The 17,401-nt window shown below is 39.6% G+C and carries 18 protein-coding genes; 8 read left to right on the plus strand and 10 right to left on the minus strand.

Going from position 1 to position 17,401, the window contains the following annotated elements; translation table 11 throughout:
- Nucleotides 1-2: 2 nt before the first annotated feature.
- Together AC570I_RS07545 and trmB are read right to left on the minus strand one after the other, a co-directional pair.
- Complete coding sequence (locus AC570I_RS07545) at nucleotides 3-341, minus strand: MGMT family protein (protein ID WP_497404983.1); 339 nt, start codon at nucleotides 339-341, stop codon at nucleotides 3-5.
- Complete coding sequence (trmB, locus tag AC570I_RS07550) at nucleotides 341-991, minus strand: tRNA (guanosine(46)-N7)-methyltransferase TrmB (RefSeq protein WP_497404984.1); 651 nt, start codon at nucleotides 989-991, stop codon at nucleotides 341-343. Before trmB ends, AC570I_RS07545 begins: the two co-directional genes overlap by 1 nt.
- A gap of 162 nt (nucleotides 992-1,153) precedes the next feature.
- Here trmB and AC570I_RS07555 point away from each other — a divergent pair, with 162 nt between their 5' ends.
- Complete coding sequence (locus AC570I_RS07555; RefSeq protein WP_047799907.1) at nucleotides 1,154-2,086, plus strand: hydrogen peroxide-inducible genes activator; 933 nt, start codon at nucleotides 1,154-1,156, stop codon at nucleotides 2,084-2,086.
- Nucleotides 2,087-2,088: 2 nt separating this feature from the next.
- Here AC570I_RS07555 and AC570I_RS07560 read toward each other — a convergent pair whose 3' ends face one another.
- From AC570I_RS07560 to AC570I_RS07575, 4 genes are all read right to left on the minus strand, one after another.
- Entirely contained in the window at nucleotides 2,089-2,547 is a 459-nt protein-coding gene (locus AC570I_RS07560) for a hypothetical protein (protein ID WP_497404985.1), read from the minus strand.
- A gap of 94 nt (nucleotides 2,548-2,641) precedes the next feature.
- Entirely contained in the window at nucleotides 2,642-3,250 is a 609-nt protein-coding gene (locus tag AC570I_RS07565) for a superoxide dismutase (RefSeq protein ID WP_047799905.1), read from the minus strand.
- Nucleotides 3,251-3,377: 127 nt separating this feature from the next.
- Entirely contained in the window at nucleotides 3,378-3,845 is a 468-nt protein-coding gene (locus AC570I_RS07570; protein WP_497404986.1) for a nucleoside deaminase, read from the minus strand.
- Between the two features lie 64 nt (nucleotides 3,846-3,909).
- Nucleotides 3,910-4,245, minus strand: a complete 336-nt coding sequence (locus tag AC570I_RS07575; protein ID WP_497404987.1) for a tRNA-binding protein — start codon at nucleotides 4,243-4,245, stop codon at nucleotides 3,910-3,912.
- Between the two features lie 125 nt (nucleotides 4,246-4,370).
- On the opposite strand from AC570I_RS07575, the gene AC570I_RS07580 reads away from it, so the two are divergent.
- Entirely contained in the window at nucleotides 4,371-5,852 is a 1,482-nt protein-coding gene (locus AC570I_RS07580; RefSeq protein WP_497404988.1) for a xylulokinase, read from the plus strand.
- 16 nt (nucleotides 5,853-5,868) lie between these two features.
- Nucleotides 5,869-7,200: a xylose isomerase gene (gene xylA / locus AC570I_RS07585; RefSeq protein ID WP_497404989.1), complete on the plus strand. Its 1,332-nt coding sequence runs from the start codon at nucleotides 5,869-5,871 to the stop codon at nucleotides 7,198-7,200.
- Nucleotides 7,201-7,297: 97 nt separating this feature from the next.
- On the opposite strand, the gene namA is transcribed toward xylA, so the two are convergent.
- Complete coding sequence (namA, locus tag AC570I_RS07590; protein WP_497404990.1) at nucleotides 7,298-8,362, minus strand: NADPH dehydrogenase NamA; 1,065 nt, start codon at nucleotides 8,360-8,362, stop codon at nucleotides 7,298-7,300.
- Nucleotides 8,363-8,611: 249 nt separating this feature from the next.
- On the opposite strand from namA, the gene AC570I_RS07595 reads away from it, so the two are divergent.
- The 5 genes from AC570I_RS07595 (at nucleotide 8,612) to AC570I_RS07615 (ending at nucleotide 12,356) form a co-directional block, all read left to right on the plus strand.
- Nucleotides 8,612-9,439, plus strand: a complete 828-nt coding sequence (locus AC570I_RS07595; RefSeq protein ID WP_497404991.1) for an ABC transporter ATP-binding protein — start codon at nucleotides 8,612-8,614, stop codon at nucleotides 9,437-9,439.
- 5 nt (nucleotides 9,440-9,444) lie between these two features.
- On the plus strand, nucleotides 9,445-10,269 hold the full coding sequence (locus tag AC570I_RS07600; protein WP_497404992.1) for a hypothetical protein: 825 nt from the start codon (nucleotides 9,445-9,447) through the stop codon (nucleotides 10,267-10,269).
- A gap of 17 nt (nucleotides 10,270-10,286) precedes the next feature.
- Entirely contained in the window at nucleotides 10,287-10,661 is a 375-nt protein-coding gene (locus AC570I_RS07605) for a GntR family transcriptional regulator (protein ID WP_497404993.1), read from the plus strand.
- A gap of 3 nt (nucleotides 10,662-10,664) precedes the next feature.
- Nucleotides 10,665-11,507, plus strand: a complete 843-nt coding sequence (locus AC570I_RS07610) for a GIN domain-containing protein (protein ID WP_497404994.1) — start codon at nucleotides 10,665-10,667, stop codon at nucleotides 11,505-11,507.
- A 117-nt stretch (nucleotides 11,508-11,624) separates the two neighbouring features.
- Nucleotides 11,625-12,356, plus strand: a complete 732-nt coding sequence (locus AC570I_RS07615; protein WP_497404995.1) for a class I SAM-dependent methyltransferase — start codon at nucleotides 11,625-11,627, stop codon at nucleotides 12,354-12,356.
- A gap of 26 nt (nucleotides 12,357-12,382) precedes the next feature.
- Here AC570I_RS07615 and hisS read toward each other — a convergent pair whose 3' ends face one another.
- The 3 genes from hisS to AC570I_RS07630 form a co-directional block, all read right to left on the minus strand.
- The gene (gene hisS, locus AC570I_RS07620; protein WP_497404996.1) at nucleotides 12,383-13,774 is read right to left on the minus strand and encodes a histidine--tRNA ligase; all 1,392 of its coding nucleotides are present in this window, start codon (nucleotides 13,772-13,774) and stop codon (nucleotides 12,383-12,385) included.
- 101 nt (nucleotides 13,775-13,875) lie between these two features.
- Nucleotides 13,876-15,459 carry a peptide chain release factor 3 gene (locus tag AC570I_RS07625; RefSeq protein ID WP_497404997.1) on the minus strand — a complete coding sequence of 528 codons (1,584 nt, stop codon included), beginning with the start codon at nucleotides 15,457-15,459 and terminating at the stop codon, nucleotides 13,876-13,878.
- Between the two features lie 182 nt (nucleotides 15,460-15,641).
- The gene (locus AC570I_RS07630; protein ID WP_497404998.1) at nucleotides 15,642-17,249 is read right to left on the minus strand and encodes a S41 family peptidase; all 1,608 of its coding nucleotides are present in this window, start codon (nucleotides 17,247-17,249) and stop codon (nucleotides 15,642-15,644) included.
- Nucleotides 17,250-17,401 lie beyond the last annotated feature (152 nt).

A 17,401-nucleotide genomic window follows, 5' to 3' on the forward strand; every position in this document is an offset into this window, starting at 1 on the left:
TCTTAAAGACCCTGATCTATCTCATGAAGCGGATCCCAGAAGACTTTTTTAAAGTTGACCACTTTATCATTCCTGACTTCAACGCCTTCCTTAAGTAACAGTGCTTCCATCGTATCAGGCGTTTCAAAATGAAACTTCCCTGTTAAAAGGCCGCTACTGTTTACCACCCGGTGTGCCGGAACTTTAGGATGCGCCGTTCCGGCGTAAGCCATTGCATGACCAACCATTCTGGATGACTTTGCTGCGCCTAAACTTTTAGCAATAGCTCCATAAGATGTTACCCGCCCGACTGGAATCAAACGTGCGATCTCATAAACCTGTTCGTAAAAGCTGGTATCCATTAATCAAATGAAAATTGAATGTAATTAATATTCTTATCGTGTAATAAATACTTTTTCTCGTAATAAGTTTTTATAGAAAGTACATTATCTACTAGATCAGACGTATATAAATGATCTGTATTTCTATGGATCTTTAAACCCAATTCTGCTACCTTCTCGCAAGTGTATTGGTAAAGCTGATCATTATCTGTTTTCAAATTTACATGTCCCCCTGTTTTCAGAACGGCTTTATAACGGTTTAAGAATGCAGGAAAAGTAAGTCGTTTTTTCTCTCTGCTATCCTGAGGCTGCGGATCAGGAAAGGTAATCCAGATCTCATCGATTTCGCCATCTTCAAAATAATCGAGCAGGTTCTCGATTTGTATTCTCAGGAAAGCAACATTATTGATGTGTTCCTCAATGGCAGTTTTTGCACCGCGCCATATTCTGTTTCCTTTGTAATCGATGCCGATAAAGTTTTTATCCGGAAACAAAGTTGCCAGATTAACGGTATACTCACCCTTACCACAGGCCAGCTCTAAAACAACAGGATTATTGTTTTGAAAGTGTTCTGCCGCCCATTTGCCTTTTAATGCCTTGCCTTGATCTAATTGATACACGTTTGCAAAAGTTTCTATTTCTGCAAAGCGTCTAAGTTTATCTTTACCCAAAAGTTTTTTCTTACAAATTTACAATTTAATACCTAATTGCAATTTCCTTTTTTACACTGCCTGACGAACAGCAACACCCGGAAAGCACAACCCTTCTGCTACCCGCCAAAAAACAAATTAATTAAATTTATATATTTGGGATATTAAATTGATTTTGACTATATGACACTTGTTCAGCTTGAATATATTGTTGCGGTAGATACTTACCGAAGTTTTGTAACAGCAGCAGAAAAATGCTTTGTAACCCAACCTACATTGAGCATGCAGGTACAAAAACTTGAAGAATTACTGAGCGTTAAAATCTTCGACAGAAGCAAACAACCCGTAAGTCCTACTGAAATAGGCTCCCAGGTGATTGCGCAGGCAAGGATAATCCTGCAGGAAAGCGGAAAGGTTAAAGAATTAATCAGCAGCCAGCAACAGGATGTTTTAGGAGAACTTAAAATTGGCGTTATACCAACCATTGCCCCTTATCTGCTGCCTGAAGTAATTTCGGCTATGCTCGAAAAATATCCCGATCTGAAGTTATTAATTTGGGAATATACCACAGAAGATATCATTCATCATTTAAAAACGGGCGTATTGGACTGTGGAATACTGGCTACACCGCTAACTGATGCCAACATCATAGAAACCCCAATGTATTATGAAACATTTGTCGGCTACATCAGTAAAAACAGTAAACTCTATAAAAAGAAAGCGGTAGACGCAGAAGACCTTAATGATGAAAATATATGGCTGTTAAACGAAGGCCATTGCATGCGCAATCAGGTGCTTAATATTTGCCGTTCTACCCGAAACAACAGATTGCAGGGTTTGGAATATAATACAGGAAGTGTAGAAACACTGGTAAGGATGGTCGACCTGAATGGAGGTGCTACGCTTTTGCCAGAACTGGCCATTGCCGAACTTAATGTAAAGCAGGCATCAAAAATCCGTCACTTTAAATCACCTGAGCCTGTACGTGAAATCAGCCTGGTAACGCATAAAAACTTCATTAAAAAGAGAATGCTTAATGCGCTGAAAGAGGAAATCCTGGCCATCATTCCCAAAACGATGAAACAAAAAAAGAAGAAAGACATCGTAGGGGTTTAACCCTACTGATTTTGCTTTTCGAGTGGAGGAGCGGATAGCAATCCTTTGATATCGCTTTCTACCTCTTCTTCCTCACCTTTTTTCTTTTTCTTTTTATTCTTGGCAGATTTGCCACTCAACCTTTCTTCAATGATCTTATCATACTCAGTTGTTTGTGTGCCTTTTAACACCCCGCGGATGTTTTTTGAGGTCTCATTCTGCAGTTTATAAAATTTATCCACATCTTCTTCACGTGAAGTACCAGCCTGTTGTCTTTTGATCATCTCAGCCTGTTCTTTTGCCTGCTCGTAAGTATAGCGATAGATTACGCTTTTCTGGGTATCATTAAGCTTTAATCTTTTATCTAAATCCTCTACATTTTTTTTTGCAATTTCATCCGGAGTTGGCATTTTATTCTGCTGTGCATTTGCAGCAACACCTAGTCCAACCATCATTAAGAATAAAAATATAACCCGCTTCATTTTGAATAGTTTAATTATTCAAAGTTAACTAATAATCCTAAAACAAGAAAGTCCCGATTTACACCGGGACTTTCTTATGATATTGGAATATCGCTTATAAAGCTTTTTTATAAAGTTCAGCAACTGCATCCCAGTTTACCACATTCCAGATAGCCGCTAAATAATCAGGGCGTTTATTCTGATATTTTAAGTAATAAGCGTGCTCCCAAACATCGATACCGAAAATTGGTGTACCTTTTACTTCAGCAACATCCATTAATGGATTGTCCTGGTTTGGAGTAGAAGAAACCTGAAGTTTTTTATCTGCACCAACTGATAACCATGCCCAGCCAGAACCGAAACGTGTAGCGCCAGCTTCCTGTAATTTAGTTTTTAATTCTGCAAACGAACCAAAAGTTTCATTGATTGCTTTAGCTAAATCGCCGGTTGGCTCACCGCCTTTGTTTGGACCTAAAATGTTCCAGAACAAAGAGTGGTTATAATGACCACCACCATTGTTTCTAACTGCAGCAGGATATTTAGAGATATTTTTTACGATTTCTTCGATGCTCAAACTAGCCTCAGCTTTACCTTCAACAGCTTTGTTCAGGTTGGTAACATAAGCCTGGTGATGTTTGTCATGGTGGATTTCCATGGTAGTTTTATCAATATGCGGTTCTAGTGCATCGGTTGCGTAGTGTAACGCAGGTAATTCAAAAGCCATAGTTTTATGTTTTAATTTTTAAAATGTTTCTAAAGCAAATATAACATTCGTAGGTTAAGATTTGTTCATGTTATTATCATCAAATGGTTTTTTGCCCTCAAGCCATTGCAGAGCAACCAATAGCAGGCTATCTCTTTTTAGCAAAAAAGTTTTTCATCATCTCAGCGCATTCAGCGGCCAGCACCCCGCCCTTTAAAACTGTTTTCGGATGCAGCAAACTTGCGCCCTTTGAGATGAAACCACGCTTTTCTTCCCTCGCTCCGTATACAATTCTGCCAATCTGTGTCCAGTAACTTGCACCGGCACACATCACACAAGGCTCAACAGTAACATATAAAGTACAATCTCTAAGGTATTTACCTCCTATGGTTTGTGCCGCTGATGTAAAGGCCTGCATTTCTGCATGTGCCGTAACATCATTAAACTTTTCGGTTAAATTAAAACCCCGGCCAATAATCCTGTTTTTACTCACCACAATTGCCCCAATCGGAATTTCATCTTCCGCTAAAGCCTTCTTAGCCTCTTCAAGGGCTAGCTTCATATAATGGATATCCTCTTCTTCAGGATCTGTATTTTCGAAATTGTAAAAACTCATGAAACAAAGATGGTTAAAGTTCTCTGCAATCAAAACAAATCCACCCTCCAGTAGCAACCTGCCGCTATATCAATTTGCTGCCGTTCGGCACTTCACGCTCAACAGTAGTCAGCACGATATCGCCATTTTCGTCAGCAAAACCCGTAACCAGAAACTCAGACATAAACTTACCAATCTGTTTTTTAGGAAAGTTCACCACACCTACAATCTGGCGCCCTTTAAGCTCATCAAGGGTATAATGTTTTGTAATTTGTGCACTGCTTGTCTTGATGCCAAATTCTCCAAAATCTACATGCAGCTTGTATGCTGGCCTCCTGGCTTCAGGAAATTCAAAAGCCCCGATAATCGTTCCAACCCTTAATTCTACCTTTTCAAAGTCGCTCCAATTAATTTCTTCCATTCGTTCAATTGATTTTATCGGGCTAAAACTATGAAAAACTATTAAGCCGTTAAAAAATTTTGCTATTCATCATTTATCCTTTACATTTATGCAACCGTTTGCATAACCAGATATACCCATCAGAAATGTTTTTATTAGGCATTGATATAGGCACGTCCTCCATAAAAGTTTCAGTAGTCCGGACACTTGATCAAAAGTGTATAGCGTCTGTTCAGTATCCCGACGAAGAAACAGGAATTAAATCCCTAAAGACGGGTTGGGCAGAACAGTCGCCGGCCGACTGGTGGTTCCATACTCAGGAGGCTATTTTGAAAGTCAAGTCGACCCAACAGTTCGATCCGAAAGAAATTGCTGCCATAGGCATTGCGTACCAAATGCATGGTCTTGTGGTAGTCGATAAAGATCAAAACGTACTTCGCGACAGTATCATATGGTGTGATAGCCGGGCCGTAGAAATTGGAGAGAAAGCATTTGATGAAATCGGGCATGAAAAAGCATTGTCATCGTTACTTAATTCCCCCGGAAACTTTACCGCTTCCAAGCTGGCCTGGGTAAAGCAAAACGAACCCGATATTTATCAACGCATTGATAAAATCATGTTACCTGGAGATTTCATCGCGATGAAATTAACAGGAGAAATTACAACCAGTATCTCTGCATTATCTGAAGGAATTTTCTGGGATTTTAAAAAAGATGAAATATCGAAGGAGGTGATGCGAAATTATGGTTTTGCGGAACACCTCATCCCCCATGTTAGTCCACTATTTTCAGTCCATGGCTACGTTCAGGAAGAAATAGCCGAAAAGCTGGGTTTAACACCAGGTATACCCGTTTCCTATAAATCGGGAGATCAACCCAACAACGCCTTATCATTAAATGTTTTAAAACCCGGAGAAGTCGCTGCAACCGCCGGTACTTCAGGAGTCATTTACGGCGTAAGCGAAGGGCTGGCGTATGACAAGCAGTCGCGGGTAAATACTTTTGCACACGTAACTTATACCAATAAGCAGAAACATACCGGAATACTGCTTTGTATTAACGGTACCGGTAGTATGTATCGCTGGGCCAGAAATACCTTTGCACCAGATAAAAGCTATACTGAATTGAATGCCCTGGTAGCAACCGCTAAAATAGGAAGCAAGGGACTAACGGTACTCCCTTTTGGAAATGGTGCAGAAAGAATGTTGAACAACAAGTATACCGGCTCACAAATCCTTGGAATCGATTTAAATCTGCATGGTCAGGCTGAAATATTCAGGGCAGTACAGGAAGGCATTGCTTTTTCATTTCGTTACGGACTGGACATTATGCGTGAAAACGGCATGAAACCTCAGGTGATCCGTGCAGGGAAATCCAACTTATTTTTAAGCGACTTGTTTGTACAAACCTTTGTAGACGTGACCGGAATTCCAGTGGAGCTTTATGAAAACGACGGAAGCGTTGGCGCCGCTCTGGGTGCGGGAATAGGTGCTGGCATATTCAAAACGACTGAGGAAGCTTTCGTTAATCAGCAAATGATTCAATCAATCGCACCGGAGAATACTGATGCCTACGAAGAAGTTTATCAGGCATGGAAAGTAATATTAGAAAAAGCATTAGCAAACTAGAACCACATAAAATCACATGACAAAAGTAATCACTGGCGAAAGAGAGTTTTTTAAAGGTATTGACCAAATAAAATATGAAGGCCTGGCAAGTGATAATCCACTTGCTTTCCGATGGTATGATGCCAACCGCATTGTTGCAGGAAAAACAATGAGCGAACACTTCAAGTTTGCCTGCGCCTACTGGCATTCTTTTAATGGAAATGGCGGCGACCCATTTGGAGGCGCAACACATGTATTTCCATGGGATGAAAAGAAAGATGTAATTGAGAGGGCTAAAGATAAAATGGATGCTGCTTTCGAGTTTATCACTAAAATGCAATTGCCCTATTATTGTTTTCACGATGTGGATGTGGTAGACTATGGGAATAATGTTGCTGAAAATGAGCAGCGATTACAAAGCCTGGTTGAATATGCCAAACAAAAGCAGGCAGAAAGCGGTGTTAAATTGCTTTGGGGAACTGCAAATTTGTTTAGCCACAAACGCTACATGAACGGGGCGGCAACAAATCCCGACTTCCACGTACTTGCGCATGGCGCGGCACAGGTGAAATCGGCACTGGATGCCACCATAGCACTTGGCGGAGAGAATTATGTTTTCTGGGGTGGAAGAGAAGGCTACATGAGCCTGCTCAATACCAATATGAAGCGGGAGCAGGAGCATTTGGCGCAATTTCTACATACCGCTAAAGACTATGCTCGTAAACAGGGTTTCAAAGGAACATTTTTTATTGAACCTAAACCTTGCGAGCCATCTAAACATCAGTATGATTATGATGCTGCAACAGTTAAAGGCTTTTTACAGCAATACGATCTGCTGAACGACTTCAAACTGAATCTGGAAGTAAACCATGCTACACTGGCCGGCCACACCTTTCAGCATGAATTGCAGGTTGCTGTTGACAATGGTTTGCTAGGCTCAATCGATGCCAATCGCGGAGACTATCAGAATGGCTGGGATACAGATCAGTTTCCAAACGACATCAATGAATTGACAGAATCGATGCTGATCATTTTAGAAGGTGGTGGCCTACAGGGCGGCGGAGTGAATTTTGATGCTAAAATCCGCCGGAATTCAACTGATCCTGCAGATTTATTTTATGCTCATGTAGGCGGAATGGATATTTTCGCAAGGGCATTAATTACTGCAGATGCCATTCTGCAAAAATCTAATTACAAAAAAACCCGGACTGATCGCTATGCGTCTTTTGATAGTGGTAAGGGAGCCGCGTTTGAGCAGGGGCAGTTGACTTTAGAAGACCTGCGCAACTATGCAGCCGAAAACGGTGAACCGGAAGTTCGAAGTGGTAAACAGGAATATCTTGAGAATCTGATCAACAGGTATATCTAGAATATATTAATGGTTCATCTTATGCCTGCTGACTCATTACCAGTACCACCAGATGAACCATTTTTATTATAGTCCAACGTTAAACTTTTTTGAAGGTTTATCTTTTCGCCCTTACATATTGATTTGGCCACTCCGTATCATCTCCCAATACTTGTGCGGCGTGGGTTGGAAAATAAGCATCACGTAGCGATTCCCGGGCAATAAATATCAAGTCGGCTTTATCCTGCTGTAAAATATCCTCAGCTTGCTGAGCTTCTACAATGATGCCGACAGCTCCGGTGTAAATGCCAACCTCATTTCTGATTTTATCTGCAAATGGTACCTGATAGTTTGGCCCTGCCGGAATAAAGGCATCAGCAACATTGCCACCTGATGAGGTATCAATCAAATCAACCCCCTTATCTTTCAATACAGCGGCCAGTTGCAAGGAATCATTTTCATTCCAGCCATTCTCTGTCCAGTCTGTTGCAGAAATGCGCACAAACAGCGGCAAGTTCTCCGGCCAAACCGACTGAACAGCCTCTACCACGTCGATGACTAACCGGATGCGGTTTTCAAAACTACCTCCATAAATATCGGTCCGGGTGTTACTCAGCGGACTAAAAAATTCGTGTAATAAATAGCCATGTGCGGCGTGAATCTCCACCACTTTGTAACCGGCATCTACAGCACGCTTTGCAGCCGCCCGAAATGCAAAAACGACATCCTGAATTTCAGAAATGCTCAATTCATGTGGCGCCTTCTGGCCGCTCTTAAAGGCAATAGGAGAAGGGCCGACGGTTTCCCAGCTGTTTTCGCCTTCTGTTAATTGTTCGCCACCATTCCACGGTAAATCGCAACTTGCTTTTCTACCCGCATGTGCCAGCTGAATACCGGCAATTGCGCCGTTTTCATGAATAAATGAAACAATCTGTTTATACTTATCGACGTGTTCATCTTTCCAGATTCCTAAATCTGCATGGGTAATTCTGCCATTAGGTAGCACGGCTGTAGCCTCCTGTATAATTAAAGCAGCACCACCCACGGCACGGCTTCCCAGGTGTACAAGATGCCAGTCGTTTGCAAAACCATCAACAGCAGAGTATTGACACATTGGTGAAATAACAATCCTGTTTTTCAAGGTTACATCCTTAATCTTAAAAGGAGAGAATAATTTTGACATATGATTTATTGTTTAATGATTTTATATACCGCATAACTATTATATGGCAGGTAAGAAAGCAGTGTTGATAAAACGCAATGTGAATTACTTACAAACATACAATCCACTATCGAAGGAAGTTTCAATGCAACTAATATTAGACTTAGATTTTACAAAGGGCTTATAAAATAGGATTGATTTTTTCATAAAAATTTGGTTATCATATTACTTTTTCATACATTAGTGTATTATTTAACTAATACAGTAGATATGATACAAATTAACAATCTTAATTTTGGTTACAGCAAGAGAAAAATCCTATTTAAGAACCTGAATCTACAGCTCAGCGCAGGGCATATTTATGGCCTGTTAGGTAAAAATGGTGCTGGTAAATCCAGTTTATTAAAGAACCTCGCTGGTTTGGTTTATGCAGAAAGTGGAACGTTAAGCGTTCTAGGCCTGGATCCTAAAAAACGTCATCCATCGCTATTGGAACAAATCTGCTTTATTCCGGAAGAGTTTTACTTGCCGTCCGTAAAGATTAGCGGCTTTGTTAAAGCCAATGCTCCATTTTATAAAAACTTTAATTATAAATATTTTGATGAACTGATTAAAGAATTTGGGGTGCCAACTCAGGATAGGCTGATCAATATGAGTTATGGTCAGAAGAAAAAGTTTGTGATTGCTTTTGGTTTAGCAACACAGGCTAAACTTGTAATTATGGATGAACCCACGAATGGTTTGGATATTCCTTCGAAAGCACAATTTAGAAAGGTAATGGCTTCTGCATTAACGGACGACCGTTGCATTATTATTTCGACCCATCAGGTTAGAGATTTGGATAACCTAATCGATACGGTAATCATGCTGGACGAGAATGACATTGCAATAAATGCATCTGTTGAAGAAATTACGCAAAAACTGACCTTCAAAAGGGTTAAAGATTTAGATAATTCCATCCTGTACGCTGAACAATCATTATCCGGTTATAGCGCAGTAATGCCGAATTACCACCAAGAAGAAAGCAGACTGGATATTGAACTATTGTTTAATGCCATCTTATCTGATAAAAATAAATTTAAACCCTATTTCAACTAAATGTGATGAACAATACTTTTAACATAAAAAGATTCGGACTTTTATTAAGAAGGCAATGGCTAGATATTGGTAATATTTACCTGATCAGCCTTGTGGTGGTGACCGCAGTATTAGTTGGCTTTTACTGGTTTAATCTACCAACGTTTTATGAAGGTATTCCAAGGATGAATAACAATGGAACACTTAATATGGATTTCAGATACCTGGTATTTGCTTTCGTCGGTTTTCTTTTCGTTACTATTGAGGCCAGTACTTACTTTGCAAGCCTGGGCAGAAAAGAGCGTGCAATTGTTGATCTGATGCTGCCATCTTCAACTTTCGAAAAGTTTTTATCTGGTGTTTTCTATACTGCTATATTAAGTAGCCTTAGCTATATCATCATTTTTTACCTTGTGGATCTATCTTTTTGCAAGTATATGGAATCCATTTCCAGAAACTATAATTTTAATTATAACACTATTATTGAGGGGCAGAGAACACATTTTAGCACTTTCAAAGTAAATTCAATTACAACGGAAATTGATTTCGAAGAATTTTGGGGGTTTGTATTTGTACCCATGTTCCTTACGAGTGTATTCCTTCTGGGTTCAATTTATTTCAAGCGTTTTCACTATATCAAAACAGCTGTATCGATTGTAAGTTTTGGATGGTTGATTTGCTACATTGTGTATAAGATAACTGATTGGATGACAAAAAACATGATCAATGTTAAAGGAGATATAATTATTGGTAAAGACCAGATTTTTCCTGCAATATTCATCATTACGATGATTCTCACCTTTGCCTTCTGGGGAATCACATATATCCGTTTACGAGAGAAAGAAGCATAAAATTTATCCCAATTGATATGGAATTCAGAGACAATAAGGCAATATACCTACAGATATCGGACTATGTTTGTGAACATATTCTGCTACAAAAATGGAAATCTGAAGAAAAAATGCCTTCGGTTAGAGAAATGGCAGTAACTCTAGAGGTTAACCCTAATACCGTGATGCGTACATATGAGCTACTTCAGCAAAAAAACATCATTCAAAACAGAAGGGGGATTGGATTTTTCGTATCTCCCAATGCCCTAACAGAAGTTAAAAACTTTCGAAAAGTTCAATTCATAGCTGATGACCTTCCTGTTTTGTTTAGAAATATGTATCTCCTGCAAGTAGATTTTAATGACTTAAAAAGCAGATATGAAGCATTTATAAAAGAAAACTTTAACGCCTAAATTATGAAAACAAGTAATAAACTATTGATCACCCTTGGCTTGCTAATGATTATCATACCGATACTAGTAACTGCTGTAACCGTAAAACTTTATTATCAACCGGCACCACCAAGTACCTACCTTGAACGACAACAAATAAACAATGAATCATTTGATCAAAAATCTCCAGGAAGAGTAGCCATGGGAATTAAGGCGCCATTTAAAAAAGTCAATTTTTCTGATGCACGGAATCTTTTTATCAGTTTACACCTTACAAAATCAACTTCTACTGGAATAAAAATTCCCAGCTACGCAAAAGACCGAATCACTTTCGAAGTGACGAATGGCATATTAAACATATCTATCTCAGGAAACTTTAGTGAGGGGCGGCCAATAGACATAGTCATTTACTCGCCCACGGTTGAAACATTAGATATTCGTAACGCATTTTTATTTGAATTAACAACGGAATTGATTGACTCCTTAACGGTCAATGCAAACAACACAGGCAACCTTACCCTTGGGGGAGCGATCACTAATTTCAATAATAAAGGGGAAGTTATTTCGTCTATCAACGATACTAAAATCAACAACCTTCATATAAACCTAAATAAGTCAACCTTTCAAGTTAATGCCCACTCTTTTGAAAATCTTTCGATCAATTGTTTAAAAAAATCAAAAATTGAGATTAACGGCGATGATTCAATTGGAGACAAATATCACATCAAGAATCTTAAGCTTAATACAGCAGATACCGCAGATGTAATATTGAAAAATATGAAAATAGATGTGATTACGGGAAAAATATCTGATGACACCAAAATCCAGATGCCAAATAAATATTTAAAAGAATTACTTATAAAATAAGTAAAAGATAGCATGCAATTGTATGCTATCTTCTTGGTCCCTTAAAACACAAATTTCTTAATATTGTTATTATTATAGATATGATATGGCTATCGTTCACTTATACACACATTAGATATGAAAGATAATTTTTCTACACAGGCGGCAGAATATGCTATTTACCGTCCAACCTATCCGCAGGAACTTTATGATTATCTCTTTTCTTTGGTAAAGGGCAAAAGTGCAGCCTGGGATTGTGCAACAGGAAACGGCCAGGTAGCGAGAATTCTTGCTCAGGAGTTTGAGAACGTTTACGCAACAGATATCAGTGAAAAACAACTGAGCCAGGCATTGAAACTACCCAATATTACCTATCAGGTGGAGTCCTCCGATCAAACGCAGGTTCCAGATCAAAGTTTCGACCTCATCACAGTCGCTCAGGCCATACACTGGTTTAATTTTGATGCTTTTTATTCAGAGGTAAAACGCACACTTAAGCCCGATGGTATATTGGCTGTAATTGGCTATGGACTGATGTTTATCGATAAAAAAGTTGATAAATCTGTTCATAAATTATATCAGGATATCCTCGGAAAATACTGGGACACAGAACGCCGCTACATAGAAGAAAATTATAAAACAATTCCCTTTCCTTTTGAAGAAATTACCGCTCCGCATTTTCAAATCAAAACCTCCTGGACTTTCAATCAGCTGATAGGCTACCTGAACACCTGGTCTGCGCTACAGCACTATAAAAAGGCCAATGAACGGAATCCTTTGGAATATATGTTTACAGAACTAAAAGAAGCCTGGGGAAATGACGCGGTAAAAGATGTCCATTTCCCGATACTACTTAGAATTGGTAAATAGGGAACAAAATGTTCCCTCAGCTCAAGCTATTTTAGCAAATCGAGTATAGCTAATACACTCATCTTATGCTGCTCACCACTTTGCATATTCTTTACAGTCAATTCACCGTTGGCCATTTCATCACCACCGATCAGAATCACAAATGGAATATTTTTGGCATCAGCGTAAGCCATCTGTTTTTTTAACTTGGCCGATGATGGATACAATTCGGCAGCAATACCGGCACTCCTTAACTGTTGTAGTATAGGTAAAGCATACTTTTCTGCTTCAGCATCGAAGTTACTGATCAGCACTTTTGTACCGATCTCTGCGGAGGAGGGAAAAAGGTTTAGTTCTTCCAGTACATCGTAAATCCGGTCTGCTCCAAAAGAAACACCCACACCCGTCAAATCTTTAAGGCCAAACATTCCGGTTAAATCATCATAGCGCCCGCCGCCGCCAATGCTACCCATGGCAACTTCGTTCGTTTTCACTTCAAAAATACAGCCTGTATAATAATTCAAGCCCCTTGCCAGCGTAATATCCAGCTCCAACTTCGCGGTAAGCGGCAAACCATAGGCAATAAGACTATCCACATAGTCGAACACACTTTCAATTTCCCCGATACCTTTTAAGCCTGTTTCAGATGAAGCTAAAACTTCCTTCAAACTTGCAAGCTTTTCCTCATTACTGCCTTCAAGCAAAATCACCGGACGAAGTTTTTCCAGATCGTCTTCTGTAAAACCACGCTCCAAAAGCTCCTTACTTACTCCATCTAAACCGATTTTATCAAGTTTATCGATGGCTACAGTCATGTCTATAATTAAATCAGGTTTGCCTATAATCTCAGCTATACCTGATAGAATTTTTCTATTATTAATCTTAACCGTGAAATCCTTAAGGCCCAGTTTTGCCAATGCCTCATTGTAGATGAGTATAAATTCAGCTTCGTTCAATAAACTTTCCGAGCCTACAACATCCACATCACATTGATAAAACTCACGATACCTTCCCTTTTGCGGACGGTCGGCTCTCCAAACCGGCTGAACCTGAAAACGCTTGAAAGGAAGGGTAATTTCACTTTGGTGCATCACAACATAACGCGCAAAAGGAACGGTCAGGTCATAACGCAATGCTTTCTCAGATATCAACGGGATCAATTTATTGCTGTTATTCTCCTCTGAAAAGTCGAAGGCCTTCTTTTTAGGATCTTTCAAATACTCCCCGCTGTTCAGAATTTTGAAGATCAGTTTATCGCCCTCATCACCATACTTACCTGTTAAGGTAGACAGATTTTCAAAGCTTGGTGTCTGAATTTCTGCATATCCATACTTCCTGAAAACCGTTTTAATGGTATCGTAGATAAAATTGCGTTTTACCATTTCTACAGGAGTAAAATCGCGTGTACCTTTTGCTAATGAGGGTTTAATAACTGACATAGCCGCAAAAGTACGAAAATGTAAGGTTTATGAAGTAGTGCCCCTATACATTTTAATATATAAAAAAAGCCCCGCATTGCGGGGCTGATATAAATTGAAAACTAGTTCTTGAATTCACTCGTCTTATGGAAATCGATATCCGGGTAATCCTGTTTGGTTAAGTTGATCATGTATTCACTATCTGCCAGATAAACCGGGTTATCCTCTTTATCGAAACCAATATGCTGTTGCTTACGCTTAACGAACTCCTCAAGTTTTTTTCTGTCGCCAGAAGTTACCCAGCTCGAACGGGTGTAGCTTAATGTGCGGAAGCGACATTTTGCACCATATTCGTGTTCTAAACGGAAATTGATTACCTCAAACTGAAGCTCTCCAACCGCTCCGATCACTTTTCTGTTTCCCGGTTGCATTACAAATAATTGTGCAACACCCTCGTCAGTTAATTGCTCTATTCCTTTTTCCAACTGCTTGGTACGCATCGGATCCATATTTTCCACTTCCTTAAAAATAGATGGAGAAAAACTTGGAATACCTTTGAACTGCAGCTTTTCACCCTCAGTTAAGGTATCACCGATTTTGAAGTTACCACTGTCATACAAACCTACCACATCTCCCGGCCAGGCTTCATCTACAATGCTTTTTTCATTTGCCATAAAGTCCATGGGGTTAGCAAACTTTAGTTTTTTATCCTGCCGGGTGTGGTAGTAGAATTTATTACGCTCAAACTTCCCGGAACAGATCCGCAGGAAAGCAATTCTATCACGGTGCTTAGGATCAAGATTCGCGTGAATTTTAAATACAAATCCACTAAAATTCTTTTCCTCAACTAACACATCACGCTCTTCGGCCTCACGGTGTCTCGGACTAGGAGCAATGTCGATGAAAGTATCCAACAACTCTTTTATACCGAAGTTATTAATGGCACTTCCGAAAAATACAGGCGCTACCAATCCGTCGGTATATAAATCCTTATCAATTTCTCCATAAATGCCGTTAACCAATTCAACATCATCTTTAAGTGTACTGATTTCGCTATCTTTTAAATAATTCAGTAAAGAAGCATCATTTAAATCACTTGCCGCAACAACCGAATCGGTAACTTTGGTTTTATCAGAATTAAACAGATTTAAGTGTTTGTTATAAATACTGTAAACGCCCTTAAATGTATGCCCCTGACCAATGGGCCACGAAAGCGGACATAAGCTAATGTTTAGCTTTTCCTCAATTTCGTCCAGTAAGTCGTAAGCTTCCTTACCCTCCCGGTCCATTTTATTAATAAAAATAATCACGGGGGTATTACGCATGCGGCAAACAGACATGAGTTTCTCCGTCTGTTCCTCTACACCCTTCACGCAATCCACTACCAGAATTACACTATCTACAGCCGACAAGGTCCTGTAGGTATCTTCAGCGAAATCCTTGTGGCCTGGTGTATCCAGAATGTTAATACGTTTGCCACTATATTCAAAACCCATTACGGATGTTGCAACCGAGATACCACGCTGGCGCTCGATCTCCATAAAATCGGAAGTATTGCTTTGATTCGCTTTGTTACGTTTTACCGCACCGGCCGTATTAATCGCTCCTCCAAAAAGAAGAAACTTCTCAGTAAGCGTGGTTTTCCCGGCATCGGGGTGACTAATAATGGCAAAGGTTTTACGTTTTTCTATTTCTGGGTTAAGCATAAATTAAATTTTGGGTAAGAAGGGGCGATGAAACCTTGTTAAAGGAACTTAACAGCAATAAGATTTGGATAATTTTGTTTCATCAGGCTGCAAAGATAAGAAAATCGATGAACAACAAGGACCACAGGTTTTTAAATCCTTTTAAGCTATGGATATCCTGTCAGAGGCAAATGCTGAATAGCCTACTGCAAGTTATTAAGCGCTTGCCTTACTGCACTATCATTTAAATTCGCAGCTTTATAATAGCCTACATCACCCAGATAATAACGGCAAAGCAAGGCCTTCAAATCATTAAGGATGATGTTACGCGCACTATACAACTGGTACCGGTCTATTGGCACATTTTTGCGCTGAATAAAACCGATAAAATCTTTAAAATCATTATCATTAATCGTGAAGATATTAATATTCTGCTCCACAAAACTGGCGCTGTACTTATTGGTTAACACATTAAATACGTAATCTGAAAGGATTTTTTTACTCACCAGACTGGCATAAAACTTATTGTATCCTGTGGTATCAAGCTTAACAAAAACATCAGGCTGAATGCCGCCACTTATTTTAACTTTCCTGCTCTGTTGAACAGTTACACCTTCCGTCTTTTCAACCGAATCCTGAAAAGAAGTCCGATCGCCGGTTAGCTCACCGTCCATCATGCGTTCATCCAGCTCATGTTTGTAAGCATCATAGCCCTTTTTATATGATTTCTGAATACTCTTTCCTGAAGGGGTGTAATAACGTGCAATGGTTAAGTTTAATGCCGAACCATCTCCGAAAGAAAACTGCTCCTGAACAAGCCCTTTTCCGAAAGACCGGCGCCCAACAATAATACCCCTTCCTAAATCCTGAATTGCTCCGGCAACAATTTCACTTGCCGAGGCCGTATTTTCATTAATCAGAATCGCAAGTTTTCCATTTTGAAAAGCACCATTACCGGTAGAGAAATAATCCGTACGTGGCTCATGCTTACCCTGGGTATAAACAATCAGCTTGTTTTCAGGCAAAAACTGATCTGCTAAGCCCGTTGCTGCAGAAAAGTATCCTCCTCCATTATCCCGTAAATCAAGGATAAGTTTTTTCATGCCCTTTGCCTTGAGGTTATTGGCTGCTGTAGAAAAATCACTATCTGTATTTGCACCAAACTTACTGATGCGAACATAACCTGTTTCAGCATTGATCATATAAGCAGCATCAATACTACTGATATTCACCTTACCCCTAGTAACCATCAACCGGCTAGGGGTCTGTGTACCATTATGAATTAATGTTACCCCAACACCACTTCCAGCCCTGCCTCTGAAGCGTCCCGAAAGCTGTTCTTTTGGCAAATTCCTTCCGCTTACTACTGTGCTGTCTATGCTTAGAATTTTATCCCCCAGTTTAATTCCAGCCTGAAAGGCCGGGCCATCTTTCACCACACCTGTAACCATCATGGTATCATTAAGCATATAGTACTCGATCCCTACACCTTCGAAATTCCCCTCCAGATTGTCGGTCATATCCTGGGCATCTGATGGAGGAAGATAAACGCTATGCGGATCTAACTGATGTAAAACACTATCGATTGGCAAATTCTGAAGAGAATCGGTGTTGATATCGTCAACATAATTTTTGTTGATGATGTGAAGAATTTCATCAAGCTTACCATCGGTGTTACTGGCCAGCTGCGGACTCCTTTTTACACCGAAACCCTGATCCTTAATGAATTTGATACCCAATACCATGCCCACTATTAAAATCACAGAATAGCTTAAGGCAATCAGTATGTTCGTACGGGTATTCTTTTTCATTGGCGCTACTGCAAATTTATGAAAATAAGCGGCTTGATATATTTTTTAACCGCATTTTCACACCTTTTGTTTATAATTTTTAATATAAATTAACCCACCCCTTACATTGTTAGAATTAGCAACCACATATTTTTGAATTTTTAAGCACAGTT

It is taken from the genome of Pedobacter sp. A2324 (genome assembly GCF_059693705.1).

Excerpts from the sequence above, each read along its gene's own strand:
- AC570I_RS07545 (WP_497404983.1), bottom strand. The coding sequence starts at position 341 with ATGGATACCAGCTTTTACGAACAGGTTTATGAGATCGCACGTTTGATT.
- AC570I_RS07555 (WP_047799907.1), top strand. The coding sequence starts at position 1,154 with ATGACACTTGTTCAGCTTGAATATATTGTTGCGGTAGATACTTACCGA.
- AC570I_RS07560 (WP_497404985.1), bottom strand. The coding sequence starts at position 2,547 with ATGAAGCGGGTTATATTTTTATTCTTAATGATGGTTGGACTAGGTGTT.
- AC570I_RS07565 (WP_047799905.1), bottom strand. The coding sequence starts at position 3,250 with ATGGCTTTTGAATTACCTGCGTTACACTACGCAACCGATGCACTAGAA.
- AC570I_RS07570 (WP_497404986.1), bottom strand. The coding sequence starts at position 3,845 with ATGAGTTTTTACAATTTCGAAAATACAGATCCTGAAGAAGAGGATATC.
- AC570I_RS07575 (WP_497404987.1), bottom strand. The coding sequence starts at position 4,245 with ATGGAAGAAATTAATTGGAGCGACTTTGAAAAGGTAGAATTAAGGGTT.
- AC570I_RS07580 (WP_497404988.1), top strand. The coding sequence starts at position 4,371 with ATGTTTTTATTAGGCATTGATATAGGCACGTCCTCCATAAAAGTTTCA.
- xylA (WP_497404989.1), top strand. The coding sequence starts at position 5,869 with ATGACAAAAGTAATCACTGGCGAAAGAGAGTTTTTTAAAGGTATTGAC.
- namA (WP_497404990.1), bottom strand. The coding sequence starts at position 8,362 with ATGTCAAAATTATTCTCTCCTTTTAAGATTAAGGATGTAACCTTGAAA.
- AC570I_RS07595 (WP_497404991.1), top strand. The coding sequence starts at position 8,612 with ATGATACAAATTAACAATCTTAATTTTGGTTACAGCAAGAGAAAAATC.
- AC570I_RS07600 (WP_497404992.1), top strand. The coding sequence starts at position 9,445 with ATGAACAATACTTTTAACATAAAAAGATTCGGACTTTTATTAAGAAGG.
- AC570I_RS07605 (WP_497404993.1), top strand. The coding sequence starts at position 10,287 with ATGGAATTCAGAGACAATAAGGCAATATACCTACAGATATCGGACTAT.
- AC570I_RS07610 (WP_497404994.1), top strand. The coding sequence starts at position 10,665 with ATGAAAACAAGTAATAAACTATTGATCACCCTTGGCTTGCTAATGATT.
- AC570I_RS07615 (WP_497404995.1), top strand. The coding sequence starts at position 11,625 with ATGAAAGATAATTTTTCTACACAGGCGGCAGAATATGCTATTTACCGT.
- hisS (WP_497404996.1), bottom strand. The coding sequence starts at position 13,774 with ATGTCAGTTATTAAACCCTCATTAGCAAAAGGTACACGCGATTTTACT.
- AC570I_RS07625 (WP_497404997.1), bottom strand. The coding sequence starts at position 15,459 with ATGCTTAACCCAGAAATAGAAAAACGTAAAACCTTTGCCATTATTAGT.
- AC570I_RS07630 (WP_497404998.1), bottom strand. The coding sequence starts at position 17,249 with ATGAAAAAGAATACCCGTACGAACATACTGATTGCCTTAAGCTATTCT.